At 49.3% G+C, this 17801-nt stretch carries 22 protein-coding genes, 1 tRNA gene and 3 pseudogenes; 14 read left to right on the top strand and 12 right to left on the bottom strand.

The features are described from left to right. Positions 1–106: 106 nt before the first annotated feature. The gene (gene cysS, locus OK409_RS09530) at positions 107–1492 is read left to right on the top strand and encodes a cysteine--tRNA ligase (RefSeq protein WP_010259051.1); all 1386 of its coding nucleotides are present in this window, start codon (positions 107–109) and stop codon (positions 1490–1492) included. 33 nt (positions 1493–1525) lie between these two features. Continuing rightward, positions 1526–2632, top strand: coding sequence for an AAA family ATPase (locus tag OK409_RS09525; protein ID WP_010671239.1), 1107 nt, complete (start codon positions 1526–1528; stop codon positions 2630–2632). Between the two features lie 27 nt (positions 2633–2659). Here OK409_RS09525 and ybcJ read toward each other — a convergent pair whose 3' ends face one another. Both ybcJ and folD read right to left on the bottom strand, forming a co-directional pair. Then, positions 2660–2872 carry a ribosome-associated protein YbcJ gene (gene ybcJ / locus OK409_RS09520; protein WP_003849455.1) on the bottom strand — a complete coding sequence of 71 codons (213 nt, stop codon included), beginning with the start codon at positions 2870–2872 and terminating at the stop codon, positions 2660–2662. Further along, on the bottom strand, positions 2873–3739 hold the full coding sequence (gene folD, locus OK409_RS09515) for a bifunctional methylenetetrahydrofolate dehydrogenase/methenyltetrahydrofolate cyclohydrolase FolD (RefSeq protein ID WP_010259049.1): 867 nt from the start codon (positions 3737–3739) through the stop codon (positions 2873–2875). 173 nt (positions 3740–3912) lie between these two features. Between folD and OK409_RS09510 the strand changes: the two genes are divergently transcribed. The 3 genes and pseudogenes from OK409_RS09510 to OK409_RS09500 form a co-directional block, all read left to right on the top strand. Then, complete coding sequence (locus OK409_RS09510; protein ID WP_045140697.1) at positions 3913–4416, top strand: DUF1198 family protein; 504 nt, start codon at positions 3913–3915, stop codon at positions 4414–4416. A gap of 94 nt (positions 4417–4510) precedes the next feature. After that, positions 4511–4587: transfer RNA gene (locus OK409_RS09505), tRNA-Arg, on the top strand. 163 nt (positions 4588–4750) lie between these two features. Beyond that, positions 4751–4903: pseudogene (locus OK409_RS09500) on the top strand (Arm DNA-binding domain-containing protein); the annotation flags it as partial. An 11-nt stretch (positions 4904–4914) separates the two neighbouring features. Here OK409_RS09500 and OK409_RS09495 read toward each other — a convergent pair. Continuing rightward, positions 4915–5091, bottom strand: a pseudogene (locus OK409_RS09495) (integrase); the annotation flags it as partial. Positions 5092–5201: 110 nt separating this feature from the next. Between OK409_RS09495 and OK409_RS09490 the strand changes: the two are divergent. After that, on the top strand, positions 5202–5324 hold the full coding sequence (locus OK409_RS09490; RefSeq protein ID WP_259393618.1) for a hypothetical protein: 123 nt from the start codon (positions 5202–5204) through the stop codon (positions 5322–5324). Positions 5325–5676: 352 nt separating this feature from the next. On the opposite strand, the gene OK409_RS09485 is transcribed toward OK409_RS09490, so the two are convergent. The 5 genes and pseudogenes from OK409_RS09485 to OK409_RS09470 form a co-directional block, all read right to left on the bottom strand. Then, entirely contained in the window at positions 5677–6123 is a 447-nt protein-coding gene (locus OK409_RS09485; RefSeq protein WP_191924553.1) for a DUF943 family protein, read from the bottom strand. Next, the gene (locus tag OK409_RS09480; protein ID WP_182504474.1) at positions 6116–6919 is read right to left on the bottom strand and encodes a DUF3289 family protein; all 804 of its coding nucleotides are present in this window, start codon (positions 6917–6919) and stop codon (positions 6116–6118) included. Before OK409_RS09480 ends, OK409_RS09485 begins: the two co-directional genes overlap by 8 nt. 199 nt (positions 6920–7118) lie before the next feature. Further along, positions 7119–7268 (bottom strand): annotated as a pseudogene (locus tag OK409_RS22525) (LexA family protein); the annotation flags it as partial. Continuing rightward, the gene (locus OK409_RS09475; protein ID WP_033779622.1) at positions 7243–7455 is read right to left on the bottom strand and encodes a hypothetical protein; all 213 of its coding nucleotides are present in this window, start codon (positions 7453–7455) and stop codon (positions 7243–7245) included. The pseudogene OK409_RS22525 and the gene OK409_RS09475, both read right to left, overlap by 26 nt. 129 nt (positions 7456–7584) lie before the next feature. Then, the gene (locus OK409_RS09470) at positions 7585–7812 is read right to left on the bottom strand and encodes a DUF333 domain-containing protein (protein WP_022626078.1); all 228 of its coding nucleotides are present in this window, start codon (positions 7810–7812) and stop codon (positions 7585–7587) included. Positions 7813–8309: 497 nt separating this feature from the next. On the opposite strand from OK409_RS09470, the gene OK409_RS09465 reads away from it, so the two are divergent. Continuing rightward, positions 8310–8633 (top strand): hypothetical protein, encoded by a 324-nt coding sequence (locus OK409_RS09465; RefSeq protein WP_050442314.1) that lies wholly within the window; start codon positions 8310–8312, stop codon positions 8631–8633. Here OK409_RS09465 and OK409_RS09460 read toward each other — a convergent pair. Next, a complete protein-coding gene (locus OK409_RS09460; protein ID WP_264367006.1) occupies positions 8630–9448 on the bottom strand; it encodes a DUF4225 domain-containing protein in 819 nt (272 codons plus the stop codon). The two genes, OK409_RS09465 and OK409_RS09460, sit on opposite strands and share 4 nt — an antisense overlap. A gap of 566 nt (positions 9449–10014) precedes the next feature. Between OK409_RS09460 and OK409_RS09455 the strand changes: the two genes are divergently transcribed. Further along, positions 10015–10338, top strand: a complete 324-nt coding sequence (locus tag OK409_RS09455; protein ID WP_264367005.1) for a hypothetical protein — start codon at positions 10015–10017, stop codon at positions 10336–10338. Positions 10339–10650: 312 nt separating this feature from the next. On the opposite strand, the gene OK409_RS09450 is transcribed toward OK409_RS09455, so the two are convergent. Continuing rightward, positions 10651–10983, bottom strand: coding sequence for a SymE family type I addiction module toxin (locus OK409_RS09450; protein ID WP_010671248.1), 333 nt, complete (start codon positions 10981–10983; stop codon positions 10651–10653). Positions 10984–11285: 302 nt separating this feature from the next. Then, entirely contained in the window at positions 11286–12185 is a 900-nt protein-coding gene (locus OK409_RS09445) for a LysR substrate-binding domain-containing protein (RefSeq protein ID WP_022626075.1), read from the bottom strand. A 141-nt stretch (positions 12186–12326) separates the two neighbouring features. On the opposite strand from OK409_RS09445, the gene OK409_RS09440 reads away from it, so the two are divergent. The 4 genes from OK409_RS09440 (at position 12327) to OK409_RS09425 (ending at position 15059) form a co-directional block, all read left to right on the top strand. Beyond that, positions 12327–12650 (top strand): superoxide dismutase, encoded by a 324-nt coding sequence (locus tag OK409_RS09440; protein WP_264367004.1) that lies wholly within the window; start codon positions 12327–12329, stop codon positions 12648–12650. A gap of 219 nt (positions 12651–12869) precedes the next feature. Continuing rightward, complete coding sequence (locus OK409_RS09435) at positions 12870–13433, top strand: NAD(P)H-dependent oxidoreductase (protein ID WP_010259033.1); 564 nt, start codon at positions 12870–12872, stop codon at positions 13431–13433. An 80-nt stretch (positions 13434–13513) separates the two neighbouring features. Continuing rightward, on the top strand, positions 13514–14230 hold the full coding sequence (locus OK409_RS09430; RefSeq protein WP_264367003.1) for a putative quinol monooxygenase: 717 nt from the start codon (positions 13514–13516) through the stop codon (positions 14228–14230). A 25-nt stretch (positions 14231–14255) separates the two neighbouring features. Next, on the top strand, positions 14256–15059 hold the full coding sequence (locus OK409_RS09425; RefSeq protein ID WP_264367002.1) for a carboxymuconolactone decarboxylase family protein: 804 nt from the start codon (positions 14256–14258) through the stop codon (positions 15057–15059). 347 nt (positions 15060–15406) lie between these two features. Here OK409_RS09425 and OK409_RS09420 read toward each other — a convergent pair whose 3' ends face one another. Continuing rightward, the gene (locus OK409_RS09420; RefSeq protein ID WP_003854080.1) at positions 15407–15643 is read right to left on the bottom strand and encodes a DUF2171 domain-containing protein; all 237 of its coding nucleotides are present in this window, start codon (positions 15641–15643) and stop codon (positions 15407–15409) included. 355 nt (positions 15644–15998) lie between these two features. Between OK409_RS09420 and OK409_RS09415 the strand changes: the two genes are divergently transcribed. Then, positions 15999–16595, top strand: coding sequence for a DUF1349 domain-containing protein (locus OK409_RS09415; protein WP_264367001.1), 597 nt, complete (start codon positions 15999–16001; stop codon positions 16593–16595). 104 nt (positions 16596–16699) lie between these two features. Then, positions 16700–17719: a DUF481 domain-containing protein gene (locus OK409_RS09410; protein ID WP_010259026.1), complete on the top strand. Its 1020-nt coding sequence runs from the start codon at positions 16700–16702 to the stop codon at positions 17717–17719. Positions 17720–17801: the final 82 nt, after the last annotated feature.

Below are 17801 nucleotides of genomic sequence, written 5' to 3'. Positions count from 1 at the left end.
GCAGCGCGGCGCAGTTGGCTTGCTTTGCGTCGCGCGAGCGATAAAAATACGGCACAATGTCTGGATACTTAAAAGTGCCAACCACACGCGAAAACGGAACCGTTCAATGCTTAAGATTTATAACACCCTGAGTCGACAGAAAGAGGAATTCAAACCCATTCATGCCGGTAAAATCGGGATGTATGTTTGCGGCATCACGGTGTATGACCTCTGTCACATTGGTCATGGGCGGACGTTCGTGGCGTTTGACGTGGTGGCGCGCTACCTGCGTTACCTCGGTTATCAGCTTAATTATGTACGTAACATCACCGACATTGATGACAAAATCATCAGGCGCGCCAACGAAAACGGCGAGAGCATCGAAACCCTGACTAACCGCATGATTGGCGAGATGCACAACGACTTCGCCGCGCTGGGGATTCTGCCGCCCGATGAGGAGCCGCGCGCTACCCGTCACATCGCTGAGATTATCGAGCTGGTGGAAACACTTATCGCTCGCGGTCACGCTTATGTGGCGGACAATGGCGACGTGATGTTTGATGTCCTCAGCGACACCGATTACGGCGCGCTGTCGCGTCAGGATCTGGAGCAGTTGCAGGCGGGCGCGCGTGTTGAAGTCGCCGACGTGAAACGCAACCCGATGGACTTCGTGCTGTGGAAAATGTCCAAAGCGGATGAGCCAGCCTGGTCATCGCCGTGGGGCAACGGTCGTCCTGGCTGGCACATTGAGTGCTCGGCAATGAACTGCAAACAGCTGGGCACCCATTTCGATATCCACGGCGGCGGCTCCGATCTGATGTTCCCGCACCATGAAAACGAAATCGCTCAGTCGAGCTGCGCCCATGACGGTCCTTACGTCAACTACTGGATGCACTCCGGCATGGTGATGGTTGACCGCGAGAAGATGTCCAAATCGCTCGGTAACTTCTTCACCGTGCGTGACGTGCTGCAACATTATGATGCGGAGACGGTGCGTTACTTCCTGATGTCCGGTCACTATCGCAGCCAGCTTAACTACGGCGAAGATAACCTGAATCAGGCGCGTGCGGCGCTGGAGCGTCTCTATACGGCACTGCGTCACACCGACAGCAGCGTGCCTGCCCACGGCGGCGAAGCGTTCGAAGCGCGGTTCCGCAGCGCGATGGATGATGATTTCAACACTCCGGAAGCCTATTCGGTGCTGTTCGACATGGCGCGAGAAGTGAACCGCCTGAAAAGTGAAGATGGCGCTTCAGCGCACGGGCTGGCGTCAAAGCTGCGCGAGATGGCCAACGTGCTGGGCATTCTGCAGCAGGACCCTGAGTTGTTCCTGCAAAGCGGCGCGCAGGTCAATGACGAAGAGGTTGCCGAGATTGAGCACTGGGTTAAAGCCCGTGCCGATGCGCGCGCCGCCAAAGCCTGGGCGGAAGCGGACATCGCGCGCGACAAGCTTAACGCGCTGGGTGTCATCGTCGAGGATGGGCCGCAGGGCTCCAGCTGGCGTCGAAAATAAACCGGAGAGGGCGAGCAATCGCCCTTTTTTATTATGGCGATTGAACAGATTCAGATCCGCGGCTTCCGCTCGATACGTAACCTGACGCTGTCGCTGCAGCAGCTGAATGTGGTGAGCGGTCCTAACGGCTGCGGTAAATCCAACCTCTACAAAGCGGTGCGGCTGCTGCATGAGGCTGCCAGCGGTCGCCTGGCACTGGCGCTGGCTGAAGAAGGCGGTATTCAGAAAGCGATGTGGGCGGGCGGCTTACGCCGGGGCGATCGCCGACACGATCCAAAGCGCCTGGAGCTGGCCGTGGTGATGGATGACATGGATTACCAGCTGGAGATTGGCTTTCCCGAGCCGCTGGTGACCAGCCTGTTTAATCTCGATCCGCTGGTGAAGCAGGAGCGACTCTGGCTGAGCGGTCAGCAGCGCCGTCCTTCCGCCTGTATTATGCAGCGCGAAAATCAGACTGCCTTTCTGCACAACGTTGAGGGCGAGCGCGTCGCCTATCCGGCGGTGCTGCATCCCGAAGAGTCGCTGTTTGGTCAGCTTGGCGAACCCCATCGCTATCCGGAGCTTTCGCAGCTGCGCGAACGTCTGCAGCAGTGGCGCTTTTACCATGAGTTTGCGGTCTGGCCTGGCTCACCGATACGGGCACCGCAGATTGGCGTGCGTGCGCCGGTGCTGAGCCATGATGGCAGTAATCTGGCGGCGGCCTGGGCGACCATTGTGGAGCGCGGTCATTCCGAACTCCTGTCTGAGGTGATGGAACAGGCGTTTCCCGACAGCCAGTTTGATGTCGATGTGCAGAATGGCCGTTTCCAGATGCTGATGTCGCGCCAGGGCATTCTGCGTCCGCTGGAGAGCGCGGAGTTTTCTGATGGCACGCTGCGGTTTCTCTGTCTGGTTGTCGCACTGCTCAGCCCGCGTCCGCCTGCCTTTATGGCACTGAATGAGCCGGAAAACAGCCTGCATGAAGATCTGTTGCCTGCGCTGGCGCGCTTAATCGCCGAAGCCAGCGAGTTCAGTCAGCTCTGGATCACCAGCCATTCACCCCGGCTCGCGACGTTGATAGCGCAGCATACGGCGGTGAATCATATTGCACTGGAACAGCGGGAAGGGGAGACGTGCGTGAAGGGGGATGAGCGGGTGTAACAGCGTCCCCGCAGGGACGCCCGTAAATCACTCAACCACAGTAATGCGGAAACCCGCGAATTCTACGGTCTGACCGGCTACGATTTTGCAGCGCTTGCGGGTTTCTACCGCACCGTTGACCTTCACTTCACCCTCGGCAATCACGACTTTCGCCTGTGCGCCGCTCTGAACCCAGCCTTCCAGTTTCAGCAGGTCACACAGATCGACGTGCGGGAATTTACCCAGTGAAAAACTTGTCATTTATACTACCTCTTTATCATGAAACTCTTCGCACGCCTGCAGCGTGTTTTGAATCAGTGTTGCTACTGTCATCGGACCCACACCGCCCGGCACCGGGGTGATGTAGGAGGCGCGCTCGGATGCACTGTCAAAATCAACATCGCCCACCACTTTGCCGCTCTCCAGCCGGTTAATGCCCACATCGATGACGATGGCGCCCGGTTTGATCCAGTCACCCGGAATAAACCCTGGCTTACCCACTGCAACGACCAGCAGATCGGCATGCTCAACGTGATGGCGCAGATCTTTGGTAAAGCGATGAGTGACGGTCGTGGTGCAGCCCGCCAGCAGCAGTTCCATGCTCATCGGACGACCAACAATGTTGGATGCGCCAACCACCACGGCATTCAGGCCGTAGGTGTCAATGTTGTAGCGCTCCAGCAGCGTCACGATACCGCGTGGCGTGCAGGGACGCAGGGTTGGCGCACGCTGACAGAGGCGACCGACGTTATAAGGGTGGAATCCATCGACATCTTTATCAGGCGTGATGCGCTCCAGCACTTTGACATTATCAATGCCGGCTGGCAGTGGCAGCTGCACCAGAATGCCATCGATTTCGTCGTCCTGATTGAGCGCATCAATCAGATCCAGCAGCTCAGCTTCGCGGGTCGTGGCAGGCAGATCGTAGGAGCGGGAGTGGAAACCGACTTCTTCACAGGCGCGGCGTTTGCTGGCCACGTAGATCTGCGATGCCGGGTTTTCACCCACCAGAACCACTGCCAGACCCGGCGCGCGTTTTCCGGCGGCCAGACGCTGCTTCACTTTTTCCGCAACCTCAACGCGCACCTGCTGCGCAATCGTTTTACCGTCAATAATTTTTGCTGCCATCAGAGAGGAAATCCACTGTGTTGTGTTGAATCGGGGAAGGGGGGTATTTTGTCAGAAGCGCGGCGCGCTGTCAGTTACAGTTTCAGCCGCGTATGTGCTTTCCGGCTTTTTCGTCGCGACGAGTGCCAGCCTGCATGCGTATGATATCTGCAGGACAATCCGGGGACGATGTAATGATTTGGATAATGCTTGCTACTCTGGCGGTGGTGTTTGTCGCTGGATTTCAGCTGCTCACCGCTGGCTCACGCCACGCCGCTCAGCGGCTCAGCAAACGGCTGCAGCTGCCACCGGTACAGGTGGAATCAATGATCTCTATGATGGGGAAAGAGGCGGCGAAAGAGTTTACCGACTATCTCAGCAAGGATAATGAAACGCATCTGCATAATGGCGCAGCGGTACTGCTGATCTGGCAGGTGTTCATTGTTGACGGCAGTGAGGAGAATAGCCAGCGCTGGCATGCGATTCTCAGTCGAGCCGGTTTTCCACCGCTTATTAGCCGCCAGCAGCTGCTGCTCGCGCTGGGCTTTCTGCGCCAGCTGGAACCGGACATCCAGGCGCTGCATGCACTTCGTGAGCAATTCAATGCGCGTTTCACAACACAAGGGATTGAGCTGGAAGGAGAATTTACCGACAACGGTAAACTCGTGTCGCTCAGCGAATGGCGCAGGCGTCACTGACGCCAATTGGTCATTACCGCAGCACTTCGCTGCGGAGAAACGGCAAAAACGTTGACGTACCCGCTTCCCGACGTATAATCCGTGCCATCTCCATGCGCCCTTAGCTCAGTTGGATAGAGCACCGGCCTTCTAAGCCGTAGGTCACAGGTTCGAATCCTGTAGGGCGTACCAAATTCTCTTCTGTTAACATCCTTCTGGTCTACTTTTTCCTTTAAAATCAGAAGCTAACAATTCTCTGTGGTCTAGTTTGGTCCAGGGTCACCTATTGCGTTATTATTTCGATTAGGGGCAGGATAGGGGGCATTGCCAGGTTCAATCAACTGGATGCCCCCAAATGAAGCTGACAGCCCGACAAATTGACTCTGCTAAGCCAAAAGAAAAGTCATACAAACTTGCCGATGGTGGTGGGATGTATCTTGAAATATTTCCAAACGGAGCCAAAAGCTGGAGACTCAAATACCGTATAGCTGGTAAAGAGAAGCGGGTGTAGTGGCATAGTAAGCTCCGGCTCGTTCTTAGCAGATCATGAACAGTAAAATATTCAATATCACCCATAACATTGGGCGGTTGCTTCTTCCTGCCAGGCTCAATACCGCAAAGCTTCGCTATGGCCCTGTTAAGAGTGTCTTTTCCCATGTGCTGGGACTTGCTTACACGGCCATTAGTGAAGACATAATTCACTCTGACAATTAGTTCTTCCAAAAATCCCCATTAGGTTTTATGTGAATTATATTGACAAAAATAAATCGGCGTTAAAGGAATTATAAATAAAAACGGAGGGTTTTATGAGTAAAGATAAAGTGAAAGATGAACAAATATTATTTGCTGAGGGAAAAGAATTTCTTAACAAAGTGCATGATGATTTAGTAGATTTACTAGAACAAAATAAAATTACTGAAAGCTATTGAATATATCCTGCTGAAGATATTGTTTATATTATGTTTAGAGAGTATTACGCCTCTCAGGATTGCTTAAAAATCGTGAGCATAGTTGAATGTTTTGAATTAACCTAACTTGTTCAATACAATAGTGTTGACTGGTGGTTTTTTTCAGCCTTAGCATCTGATATTGATACTAATAAGATTATAAACATAATCCAAACAAAAATGGTTGAAGAAGAGAAAAGAAAAATAAATTCTGTTCTTGTTAAAAAAATGATTTGGTTATTGAAAAATAATTTAGTTAAAAAATTTTGAAATACCCTGACTTACCTGGTCAGACTATTTAAATTTTGAAGCGATTTGGTAAAAAATATCTTTTTTATTTTAATGTTATTCTACCATCAGAACTCTGTATATATGTTTTGTCGCCTATATTTATAAATGCTTTTCTATCAAGGCTCCCTCTTATAACTAATGCTATGCTGTTATATACACATTTCTTATGCTCGCCATTAGTATCATCAAAGCAGGTATAGTCATCAATTGAACCATCTCTGGTTCCTGTTGGTAACTTTTCATAACCATCGAAATTCATGATGATAACAGTGAAGTTATCTGGGGTATTGATAATATGATATTTATTCTGAAGTGAATCTTTGTTTTCTAACCACCATTTTAGTTTTCCTTCTGTAGTCATCGGTAAATGTTCTACAAAAACTGCACCATTATCAACTCTGACTATTTTTGCTGGTCTTACAGCAATCCATATGCAATATACTGATATTAACAAAATCAGAACTGCTCCAATCCTTTTGTATTTAAACATTGTTTTCTCCTGTCAATGTTATAGTTGCTCCGAAATTTGTGAAAAATGGCTTTTGAGCTAAATGCTTAGCCCTCTGTAGAACGAACCATATTCTAAAGGAACTAATTGAGTTGAATTTAGCTTTTAAGATATCTTCTTTATCTAAGCCAAAATGGTCTTGTGCTCTGAATTTGATAGTCGCAGTATATTTATTGCCCTGGAAGGTCAGGCTTTCTATAGAAATTTCTGTGCTGTTTATGTCATGGACGGTAATGCCCATTCCATTGACGAAATCTTTCCATCTTGTGTATTTTGGTAAACGACTTTTAGATAACACATTTGAAAAATGTTCTTTCGTCAATTGTGACTTATTAAAATCAAATTGCTCGATAGTGTTTTTAATTATGGATAATGTGCTATCGATAGAGTTGTCACTCAAAATGAGATTTCTGTAGGCATTATCCATAAACGGATGCTGAAAATCATTTCCATTACTACGTTGCATGTGATTGAAAAGATTTATGATCAAGCCCTGGTATGGTCCTCGGAAAGAAAAGGCATAGGACTGAGAGCGTAGCTCATCATATAACAACGCAATGGCTTTTTCTCTACTAACTGGCTGTATAGAATTAGTAGCAGGATGCTGATAGGAGGGACCAAAAGTAGTCCAGTCGATGAAAGTTGATACTTGCCCGAGATGATAATGCTTTTTCAGTATATCAGCATCCATGTCGCCACTTTGCATGTCATCAGCATTTCTGTCATTGAATCTTTTTTTTGTAGTGAAGATGATAAGTTTTTTGTCGATTCCTTTCATTCAAAATCAATCCCTTTCAGTCAAATGATTAAGTATTATACATTTTCTATTTGTGAGGTAAATTAAGAATTTTATTAATATTTACTATGTTCAGAGTCATTTACGCCCACATAATCATGCAGTGATGAACCTTGAATATCAAGGCGTTCAGCCAGGTTAATTTATTCGGATGTCTATTAGCATCTATTGAAAGTCACACTCATCTGGTGTGCAATCCCGTTCTGATCTGCTCCCCTCTAACCGGCACCATAGGCCACCGCGGGTTCAGCCCCTTGAGGTACTTGTGGATACCGTCGATGAACAGCTTCTTGAATGTCGCTTCGTTATCGTTGGTTAGCTTTGCGATATAGCCAGACACCGATAAAGGCCAGCAGAGCAGAAAGCACCGCCTTAAGTGCAATCACTGTGAATTCGAAACTATCCATAGCGCCTTCACCATCACCGCTAATGTGGCCTTCTACCAGGGATCTGATGATGCTTTCAGGTATGAGAAACCAGGTTGCGGAGAAGATTATAATAAATATCAGTATTTTCATCGCACTACACACTTTGTGAAATCAGGAACATCAATGCGGCCGTATGCTGGTAATCCTCCTTTCATAAAGCCACGTCCCATTCTTACGGCTCCTTGATAGCTGCCCTGATATCCCTTCCGACCAACGAGTCTATTGGTTATCCCTTCTGTACAGCGCCCACTCCTCGATGCGCTCTCCGCCTGGCAGAGTACAGTAACCTGATTCACCATCCGGGCCCTTCACTATGTCCAGCTTGCCGCCCATCTTTTCACAATACACAGAGGCTGGGTTAGCCATGCCCACAGCGTGTTGTCTGTCATTATGGGGTACACAGGCTGTGAGTAATAAAATGGTCGCTGCGATTGTAATTGTTTTCATTTTTAACCTTATCTGAAGATATTGATGAGGGTTAATCGTTATATCCACGCTGCTTCATCTCGCGCTGGTTTTTCTGTTTAATTAAACGGCTATTGTGACCCTGTGTAGCCATTGAAATCAGATCATAACCTGGGCTTAATCCCGCCAGTTAGTGTGGATTTATACATACATCGTGTTCATTAGGTGCATCACCTCTATCCCTTACCTTTGGGATCGCATCTCATCAGGTTACAGCCAGAGCTGCGTTGGCCACACCAACCGGCTTTCAGCAGCTGCATTGCTGGCCGCTTATTCGTCAGCTGTAACAGGCGCATTGATAGAGCACTTAAGGAGGGCAGCCATCGCGGGATTAACGGGTTACACCACAGCAATGACAGTAGCCTAGACAATTTCATCGGGCGGTACCGGTGTCGGCTACGTAAAGAGGTGGGTTAGCATGGGCCGGGTTCACTGTGCTATATTTCGCTCGTATCGTAACGTCATTCAGGATGAATCAGATGAACGAATTTGAGAAAGAACTCTTTAATAATGGCTTCTCTGCTAAAGAGATCGGTAAACTCAAAAGTATTATAAAAAAAGACGAGTCAAAAAAAGATACACTTCAGAGCCTCGTGATTGATCTAAGTAAACGCTTCTGGGGCGGAGTTATTGCTCTTATTATTTTGATGCTTATTGGACTGGATGGCATTTTCAATGCAGATGCTTCAAATGCCATTCCATATATTGTTGTTCTGACGTTTGCATTCCTTGTGGTCTATTTTGTTACGCCTATGAGACTGGCATGGAAATCCTACAAATTTGTCAGAAAAACCAGAAGTTAGTTTTGAGAGGAGCTATTTTGCATTTGATAAAGGTTGATACCTATTCCACTCCCCTTATAGGCTGCTCCAGCGCCTTTTAAAGTAAGTGCTGGTTTACTCATAACCTGTACTTTGCGGTAATAGTCAGTTGGCAGATATTTGTATAGCCTCCAGGCCTCTGGCTTCAAAGTCAGCTTGAAAATGCCATAGTATGAAGTGGTCAAATCAACAACCTGATAGGCTAGCAATCCCAGTCTCTTATCAAAGCCAAAGAAATCTGCAACATCTTCATATTTATCTCTTATTGGGTTAGATGGATGAGCCACACCGCTAAGTCTACCTATGCTCTCAATCCCTGATCCCACTCCATTCATCACAAGGGTGGAACCCGCTACAACACCTAAAATATTACCCGTGGTGACAGAACCCACAATCAGACCGACCCCAGCCACGATTTGTAAGCCACTCAACACCACGCCGATGCCATTGATTACATATCCAATGACCTTTTCATGGTCATGGTAAAACTGCACCGAAGACGATACGACAGCTTCACCGGTTCTGAGCATTCGGTCCTGAATCTTAAGATACTGGCTTTCCTGCTTCAGATTCTGGATACACTCCTGACACTGATCATCCGAAGTCGAATTGCGAATCGTATGGAGCTGTAGTCGAGCGAATCCACGCACTTCATCCTGAAATTTCACTCTTAAAAGAGCATCTTTAAGATGAAAGTGAGAGAGAGAGGTTGCTACATTAACTAACTGATTAGCTTCCAAATTTGCCATCGTTAGAAAGTAGTTTGAGAGTCTTTTCGTGTCCCAATAGTTGTCCATAACAATACCTTTATATAAACGTCGTTCTCACCAGACATGGTTAATCAGATCCTAAAATAGCTGGAGTTTTTAGAGATTACAAATTGAAGATTTTAAGGAGTGGTGACAATTTTAGTAAGGGGTGTCTCAGGAGCATGCAACAAATTCAAATAAACAATTTCTTATAGAACAATAGGCTTTCTGACAAGAGTAAATCCTTTAGGGTACCCAATCCTACCTTTTGTTTAGCATCCACATACTCTTTGTTTTCATACTGCCGTCATAATACCTTAATAGTTTGCTTTCGTTCGTACGCACGTATTTAATAGCCGTAATTTGACTATGCGGTGGTTTGGATATGGTTCCAATTTATGGCTTTGTCTGGAGGTTCGTAAAGTCAAAACCTGTTTATCGACAGTTCGAATGTTTGCATTCGCCGATTAATTGCTCACGCTGTAGGATTTTCAGCAAGTTGAAAAAAGGTTCATCCAGGGGTAGAAAAACACTGATGGCGGATCAGATCATATAAAAAGGTTGGTCAGGATGGTATCTTCGTACGCATAGAAACATACTTCAGGAGGAATCTGTTGAACGAATTTGAGCAAAAGCTTTTACAAAATGGTTTCTCAACTAAAGATCTGCGAAAACTAAAAGATATGCTTACCAGAGATGAGAACAAATCATACACCCCGCAGTCTCTCGTCCAGGAACTCAGTAAGCGTTTTTGGGCTGGAATTATTTGCATGGCGACTTTAATTTCTGTTTTCATTTATGGAGTAGCAAAAGGACATCAGCAAAGCCTGATATCATATGCAATCGTCCTGATGGTAGGAGCAGTTATAGTCTATTTAGTGATACCGATGAATCTTGCATGGAAATCATATAAATTAACCAGAGCATGTAAGCGCTAATTTTTACCCAAAGTTAATTATCTGATTCCTGATTTGGCACGCATTTATAGTAGTACGATCCTTACAGGAACATAGTGTGTACATCGATAATCTGTATTTTGCGATAGCAATCTGATAATAACCATTTAATAATTCTCAAGAAATCATTCCAATCTATAGATTATCTATCCTCTCATTATAAAAGGCGATTAAAACAGGGGAGCGCTACGTTGGCGGGGCAAAAGATCCTTTAAATATAGAAACGCGGATAATTATTGCCAGCAATACTGATCTGCCGCTCCCCAGCCAGAAGCGGCATCCCTTCAGCAGAAATTAAACCTGACCCGCAACCACACCCGACAAAGCCAGAACCTGCTTCTGTTTCCTGGCGGGCAGCTTATTCAGCTGCGCTAACGCGTTAACCAGCTGCTCATCGACCGGCTCTGGTGGTTTGACCGTCAGCACAATACGGCCCGCCGTGACTTTTACTTCTACTTCGGTGCCGGTGGTAAATCCGGCGGCAGCCAGCCACTGGCCTTTCATGATAATCGACGGAATACGCGCGTAACTGGGATACCGGCTGGCGTAACTCACCGTTAATTTTCGCTGGGAAACGGAAGGGGCTTCTGAATTTAAACCAACTGCATTACACTCTGACTCAGTCATGATCTCTATTCTCGTTCAATAGTGGTTATGATTAGCGATACCGGGGTGCTCCAACACCTCTGTATCGCGCTAAATACCTGTACATATAATCAACTATTGCAGGAAAAGTCCAGCTAAAAATCGATGTAAATCAGTGAGTTTAATCTTCTGATAAACAGCGAATTTTACGATAACGATCTCAAAAAAATGCAATTAACTGAAAGCAATCGCCGTTCGGAATATACGAAAGAAAACAGGCGAAATCTCGTCATAAATATCTGCCATTAGCCGTATTCAGTAAGCCCGCTATTAGTAACCGGTGCTTAACCCGCAGTGTGCTTAAGCAGAAAGTCGATTAACGTTTTTACTCTTTTCGTTTTACCCGCGCTTTTAGGATAATAGAGATAAACCGGCGGATAAGTTTTCCAGTAACGCTCCATCACCGGAATAAATGCCTCTTTATCCGGCTGTAAATTATGAACCGGTTCAAACAGTCGCCCGATACCCAGCCCGTTGCGAATGCCATCAGCCATCACCTCAATATCATTACTCATCAACTGACCCGGCATCTCAACGGTCAGCTGTTCGCCATGATGATCCAGAATCAGCGGCAGAATACGATTATTGGTGATAAACCGGTAACCGATAAGCCGGTGCTGATGCAAATCAGACGGAGACGCTGGAATACCGAACGCTGCCAGATAGGCAGAAGAGGCATACAAACCTTCGCGAAACGGCTTCATCAGCGGGCGCGCCACCACGCCACCTTCCAGAATGTCGCCAAACCGGATCCCCAGATCAAAACGTTCATCAATGATGTTCACGGTGCCATCGTATACCGAAATTTCCAGCTGAATACCGGGATATTGCTGGCAGAAATCGGCCATCGCAGGTTTCAGCACCAGCAGATAGGCAAAGCGCGAAAGGGTGATTCTGACCAGTCCCGACGGTTCCTGATTCTGGTCACGGATGCTTTCCAGCGATTTTTCCAGCGAGGCTACCGCTGCTGAAGTTTGTTCCAGCAGCTGCTGTCCGGCATCGGTCAGCTCAATCCGGCGCGTGGTTCGCACAAATAGCGGATGACCGATGTGCGCTTCAAGCAGCTTCAGCGCCTTACTGACAGAGGGGGGAGTAATCTCCAGTTTGCGCGCAGCCGATGAAATATTCCCTTCGCGGGCAATGCTCTGGAAGATGCGTATCTGGTTATAGATGGCGTTGTTCACGGGATAATCCTGACACAATCGGGCTGCTTATTATTAGCCACAGGCTAAATATCTTTGAGTCAATAGTGGCCTAATCTTCACTAAATCGCGAGCATATACTCCTTATCAGTCCCCCCTGGCCGTGAATCTCAGGAGATTGCTATGCGAATTTTGTGTCTGGATAAACCCGCCCCCGATGCCACGCTGGAGAAGTATCATCCTCATCTGACTGCCGAAGCTTTCCATGCCTGGAGTCTGTTTAAATCCGGTGCGCTACGCGATATTTACTACCGACAGGATCGACCCGGTGTCGCGATCTTCCTTGAATGCGACTCGGTGGAACAGGCCCAAAGCCTGCTGGCTGACTTTCCGCTGGCAAAAGCCGGTCTGCTGAGTTTTGACTGCATCCCGTTGGGAGCATTCACCAACTGGGAAAGCCTGTTCGCTGCAGAGTATAAGCCTCAGCAAGAGGGCGCGACCCAATGATCAGTCGCAAACCGCCACCGTGTGTTGTCACCAGTCATCCGACAGGTGTCAGGCAGGCGGCGCAGTAAAAACGCCGCGTGAAGCGCTAACGGCAGGAAAGGCGGATGCAGTAGCGATTGGATTTGATTAAACGGTGCCGGACGGCAAAAAGTCCCCAGCGCGTGATGGCATCGCCAACGCCTGGCTATCTGTTAAAAAATAGATGATTAAAAACTGAAAATGAAAAATATATTAATTATTTCCGGTCATCCCGACCTGAGCCATTCGGTCGGTAATGCTACCATTCTCAATGAAGTCGCTTCTGCGCTGCCTGATGCTGAAATCCGTCGTCTGGATGCACTTTATCCGGACAACAACATCAATGTCAGCGCCGAACAGGATGCACTGCTGAAGGCAGATATTATCGTCTGGCAATTTCCCTTCTCCTGGTATTCGCTGCCAGGGCTCATGAAGTTATGGCTGGATGACGTATTTGTTCATGGGTTTGCGCACGGATCAACGGCCAGACTCGGCGGTAAAAAACTGATCCTCTCCTTCACCACTGGCGCACCGCAGGCGTTATACGCGGCAGATGGCGTCTTTGGTCATCAGCTGGAGGATTATCTGATTCAGTTTGAAACCACCGCCCGACTCTGCAATCTGGAGATGCAGAAACCGGTTTATACCTGCGGGATAAGCTATGCCAGTCGTAATGAAACTATTATCACGCAGCAAATTGCTGCAGCAAAGCAACACGCGTCGCGACTCATTGCTCAGCTCAATGCGGAACTCACAACGGCTTAATAGCCAGATGAAACAGAAATCACACCGGTTAATACACCGAATGAATCGCAAATCACCTCATCCGATAATTAAGGCAGACCGTGAACAATATTACCGCTCTGACTCTGCTGATGGCCGGCCCGGCATCGGCAGCCGCTTTAACAGAACCCACAAACCGTGTCATTAATCTGCATGAAATGGAAATTAAGGCCGGGAAAAACGGACAGTACGACGAAGTTGCCAGAGATAATATTACCCGTTCGCTGGCAGAGCAACCAGGTACGCTGGCGATGTATTCACTGAAGCGTAGAGAGAACGCTCATCAGGCTTATATGATTGAAATTTATGCGAGTGAAGAGGCATACCAGCAACATCTCAGTTCAGAGCCGTACCGGTCCTTTATTCAGCACGCACCTGATCTTATCGGCCAGAAAAAGAGCACCATGCTGGTGCCACAGTTTCTGGGTGATAAACCCTTCGTACAGAATAAAGAAACCATTAATAACCTGGTGATTGTTGACGTGAAACCGGCCGATCAGCAGGCATTCCGCGATATTGTGCTGCCTGAAATGGCGGAATCACTGAAGGTGGAACCGGGCGTACTGGCGATGTATGCCGCGACCGATGCGAAAAACAGATATCGCTGGTTCTTCTATGAAATCTACGCCAGTGACGCCGCCTATCAGCAGCACCGCGAAACGCCCCATTTTCGCGACTATATCCGGCTGACAGCTGAGATGACCGACCGCAAAGAGGCGATCCCCGTGGTGCCTGCTCTGCTGAAAAACCACGGCGCTCTCAATTCTTTTGTTAACTGACCTTTACCAGGGAGCTGATCAGAGGATGAAAAAAGTGATTGCCGCCGCCGCGATCTCCATGATGCTGGCCGACCTGGCCGCTGCTGAACCCAAAAGAGGTGAAACTATGTTGAACGTCAATCCATCCAGCCTTTCGGTTGCCGACATTGAGTCCGTCTCTCCCGCACTGGCTCGTTTCGGACGTGAAGCGATAACTGACGATCTCTGGAAACGCGATGCACTTTCGATCCGTGACCGCAGTATCGTCACGCTTGCCATTTTCATCGCCCGCAACCAGCCTGCTGAGTTACAACATTACGCCGGTGTGGCGCTCGATAGTGGCGTGACGCCCGCTGAAATATCGGAAACTATTACTCACCTGGCGTTCTATTCCGGCTGGCCTAATGCGATGTCCGCAATTGCGGTGACCAAAAATGTGTTTCAGGCGCGAGGCATTGGTGCCGATCAACTGGCCGAAGCCTCTCCGGCACTGCTGCCACTGAATCAGGCAGCTGAACAGCAGCGTTCTGCAACGGTGGAGAAAAATGTGGGGCCGATCTCGCCCGGGCTGGTCAGATTCACCGCCGATCCGCTGTTTCTCAATCTGTGGCAGCGGCCAGCGCTACAGCCTCGTGACAGAAGTCTGGTGACGGTCAGCGCGCTGATTGCTTCGGGACAAAGTACGCAAATTAGCTACCATCTCAACCGGGCGATGGACAACGGATTGACGGCTGAAGAAGCGGGCGAGATTATCACTCAGGCCGCGTTCTATGCTGGCTGGCCAAATGCCTTTTCAGCGGTTCCGGTGGTGGGGGAAGTACTGCGGGATCGCGCAGCAAAACAGGAATAATCCGCAGCGGGTGAGGATCTCAGGTTTGACTTCACCCGCCGTTTCTTACGCCCGCCGGATACCGACAGAGATCCGGCAAAGTGCTGCGCCATTCTGGTGGTTTTTTCCCCTCCCGCCGCAATGCCATGATGACCGCTCCAAACCCTCCGCTTACGACCACCCGCCACCGGGCATAAAAACAGGGAGCACCGCGTCATGAAAAGTAAAAATCTGACAGATATTGCTGAAGACGTTTCAGACGGTGTGAAATATAAAGCAGTAATAAAGGAAGAATGGGCAGGGAAGGACGCAGGAGTTATTTAACAGAATAAATGAAATAAGCCGTGGCGGGCGCCACGGCTAATGTTTTATGCAGACTGCCACTCACTTTCAACATCCGCTTTGGCTTTAGAAAGGATGACTTTATTATCATCAACTTCTTTCACCCAGCTGAATGGAATAATATGGTGTTTGCCGCCCGCTTCAGGATCGCTTTTCGCCAGCTTAATTTTGTCGTCGCCTTCGAAGTGGTCGACAATCCCGACATGTTCGCCATTCACATCAACAACCTGCGCGTGATCTAAAATCTCTGATTTATCTACCATGGTGGCTTAATCCTTATATTTAATGAGTTCAGTTGCCCTCAGACAAAACAAGCCTGGTTGTTAAATGCTGTTTTCGCCAGGGGATTAACAAAATGAAATAGTTCAGTGAACTGGACCTGGTCGCAGTTATTTATTTGCGGCAGGAGAATAAAGGGCATATAAGCGAAACCGCAAACAGAGCCGGAGTCTCTGCAGCCACGGGTCTGCTGACCTCACTGCCTGCCACATCGACACCATCAGATTTGCCGCAATCGTCTGCCGCCTGTTCACCAATCAACGCTATGATAATCAGGTCAATCACCACGCCGCAGATCGCCCAGAACGCGGGCGGTTTAACTTACCCAAAGGAGTGCCTATGACAGCAGTCAGTTCAATTACCACTGAAGGTGGCGTCTGGATTAATCAGCCGCCGGTACACAGTCTGGATGGCGATACGCTGAGGTTCGAAACCGCGCTGAACAGCGATTTCTGGCAGCGTACCTGGTATGGCTTCGAACGGCACAGCGGCCACGCTTTTGGCTTCTGGGTGGAAAACGACTTTACCGTTCAGGTGCAGGTGAGGGCGGATTTCAGTCAGCTCTACGATCAGGCCGGGCTGTTTATTCAGGATAACGAAACGCACTGGGTTAAGGCGGGCATTGAGTTTAACGATGACCAGCCCGCAATTGGCAGCGTGGTGACGCGCGAGTTTTCCGACTGGTCTACCGGTGTGTTTCCCGGCGATGCGCGCCAGTTCTGGCTGCGCGCCACGCTGGAAAATGCGGCCTTAAGAATTCAGTACTCTACCGACGGCGTGAGCTGGCCGCTGTTACGGCTCTGCCCGTGGCCCGGTCAGGCGCGGCGGTTTGTCGGAGTGATGGGCTGTTCGCCTGAACGTGAAGGGCTGGCGATGAGTTTTACGGACTTCGCTATTTCTCCACCGCTCGGCAAAGCACTGCACGATCTCTCCTGAGCCAGGCGGCGCATTGCATATCGTCGCAGAATCGGCTTAATTGTCAGGTCAGAATTTGCGGTGACGCGTCGCCCGTGCAAGACGACGCCTTAACAGGGAAAGCTATGCGTTGCGCCACCTCGTTTATCCCGCTGCTGGTCATCAGTTGCTGCGCCGGATGGGCACAGCAGGCCACTGCCGATACCGTCTGGCTGAATAATGGCGATCGGCTGACCGGTACGATTCGTTATCTCAGCGACGGCAAGCTGGGGATAGAGACACACTACGCCGGTACCGTCACGCTGGACTGGAGTGCGGTCAGTACGCTCGCCAGCGAGAATCCGGTGAATGTCGAAAACAAAAAGACCGGCGAACATTATCAGGTGCGGCTCTCCTCATCCGATCCCGGCTATGTCTGGGTGGAACGCAACGAGCAGGAGCAGCAGGTTTCGCTGCGGCGCATTGATGAGTTTATGAAAGCCAAAGTCCGCAGCGATCAGCTCGCCTGGACCGGCAACATCGATGCGGGCGTGAAGGTCAAAAAAGCCTCGACCAAAACTGACGACTACAGCTTCGCGCTCAACACGAAACTGAATCAGGGAAAATGGCGTCACGATATCGGTGCGACCTACAATCGCGAGCAGGAAAACGAGAACATCAATACCGATAACTACAGCCTGCGCTACGCCTTTGATTATCTGGTCAGGGAGCAGTTCTTCTGGCAGACCCGCGCCACCTACAAGCGCGACTGGGTGGAAAATCTGTCACGTCAGGCGCTAATCGGCACCGGTCCGGGTTATCAGTTGTGGGATACCGAACTCAGCGCGTTTTCACTCTCGGTGCTGGGTGGTGCCTTTGAGTATGGCTACAGCGATGACCGGGAAGAGCGGCACTTTGGCGGCTCGCTGCGCTGGAACTATCAGCGCTATCTGCTGGGCAAGTCGGTCACACTTTACAGCAATGGCGATGTCGGCCATTCGCTGGATGATGACGGCGTATTTATGCTGGATGCCGAAGTCGGGCTGCGCTACAGCCTGACTTCGTGGTCAACGCTGCACGTTGGCTATCACCGTAATCTGGTCAGCGGCATACCCGATACCCTGAACGAAGGCATTTTCTCCACCGGATTAGGGCTGAAGTGGTAAGCCGCTGATCGAACAGCGCCGCAGCAAATCCTTACGGTTTTTATCCGGTTACAGGCGCGGGATTGGCTAAGCTGCATGTATT

The organism is Pantoea sp. RG18 (genome assembly GCF_025910075.1).
Taxonomy (GTDB): Bacteria; Pseudomonadota; Gammaproteobacteria; order Enterobacterales; family Enterobacteriaceae; genus Pantoea; species Pantoea agglomerans.
Note: the sequence above shows the minus strand (reverse complement) of the source record. Positions and strands in the feature narration are given on the sequence as shown.

Bases quoted from the DNA above. Each gene is read 5' to 3' on its own strand.
- OK409_RS09480 (WP_182504474.1), bottom strand. From the start codon at position 6,919: ATGAAAGGAATCGACAAAAAACTTATCATCTTCACTACAAAAAAAAGA.
- OK409_RS09490 (WP_259393618.1), top strand. From the start codon at position 5,202: ATGAGTAAAGATAAAGTGAAAGATGAACAAATATTATTTGCTGAGGGA.
- OK409_RS09460 (WP_264367006.1), bottom strand. From the start codon at position 9,448: ATGGACAACTATTGGGACACGAAAAGACTCTCAAACTACTTTCTAACG.
- OK409_RS09415 (WP_264367001.1), top strand. From the start codon at position 15,999: ATGACAGCAGTCAGTTCAATTACCACTGAAGGTGGCGTCTGGATTAAT.
- OK409_RS09525 (WP_010671239.1), top strand. From the start codon at position 1,526: ATGGCGATTGAACAGATTCAGATCCGCGGCTTCCGCTCGATACGTAAC.
- OK409_RS09440 (WP_264367004.1), top strand. From the start codon at position 12,327: ATGCGAATTTTGTGTCTGGATAAACCCGCCCCCGATGCCACGCTGGAG.
- OK409_RS09410 (WP_010259026.1), top strand. From the start codon at position 16,700: ATGCGTTGCGCCACCTCGTTTATCCCGCTGCTGGTCATCAGTTGCTGC.
- OK409_RS09450 (WP_010671248.1), bottom strand. From the start codon at position 10,983: ATGACTGAGTCAGAGTGTAATGCAGTTGGTTTAAATTCAGAAGCCCCT.
- OK409_RS09420 (WP_003854080.1), bottom strand. From the start codon at position 15,643: ATGGTAGATAAATCAGAGATTTTAGATCACGCGCAGGTTGTTGATGTG.
- OK409_RS09465 (WP_050442314.1), top strand. From the start codon at position 8,310: ATGAACGAATTTGAGAAAGAACTCTTTAATAATGGCTTCTCTGCTAAA.
- OK409_RS09485 (WP_191924553.1), bottom strand. From the start codon at position 6,123: ATGTTTAAATACAAAAGGATTGGAGCAGTTCTGATTTTGTTAATATCA.
- OK409_RS09435 (WP_010259033.1), top strand. From the start codon at position 12,870: ATGAAAAATATATTAATTATTTCCGGTCATCCCGACCTGAGCCATTCG.
- ybcJ (WP_003849455.1), bottom strand. From the start codon at position 2,872: ATGACAAGTTTTTCACTGGGTAAATTCCCGCACGTCGATCTGTGTGAC.
- OK409_RS09510 (WP_045140697.1), top strand. From the start codon at position 3,913: ATGATTTGGATAATGCTTGCTACTCTGGCGGTGGTGTTTGTCGCTGGA.
- OK409_RS09475 (WP_033779622.1), bottom strand. From the start codon at position 7,455: ATGAAAATACTGATATTTATTATAATCTTCTCCGCAACCTGGTTTCTC.
- OK409_RS09470 (WP_022626078.1), bottom strand. From the start codon at position 7,812: ATGAAAACAATTACAATCGCAGCGACCATTTTATTACTCACAGCCTGT.
- folD (WP_010259049.1), bottom strand. From the start codon at position 3,739: ATGGCAGCAAAAATTATTGACGGTAAAACGATTGCGCAGCAGGTGCGC.
- cysS (WP_010259051.1), top strand. From the start codon at position 107: ATGCTTAAGATTTATAACACCCTGAGTCGACAGAAAGAGGAATTCAAA.
- OK409_RS09425 (WP_264367002.1), top strand. From the start codon at position 14,256: ATGAAAAAAGTGATTGCCGCCGCCGCGATCTCCATGATGCTGGCCGAC.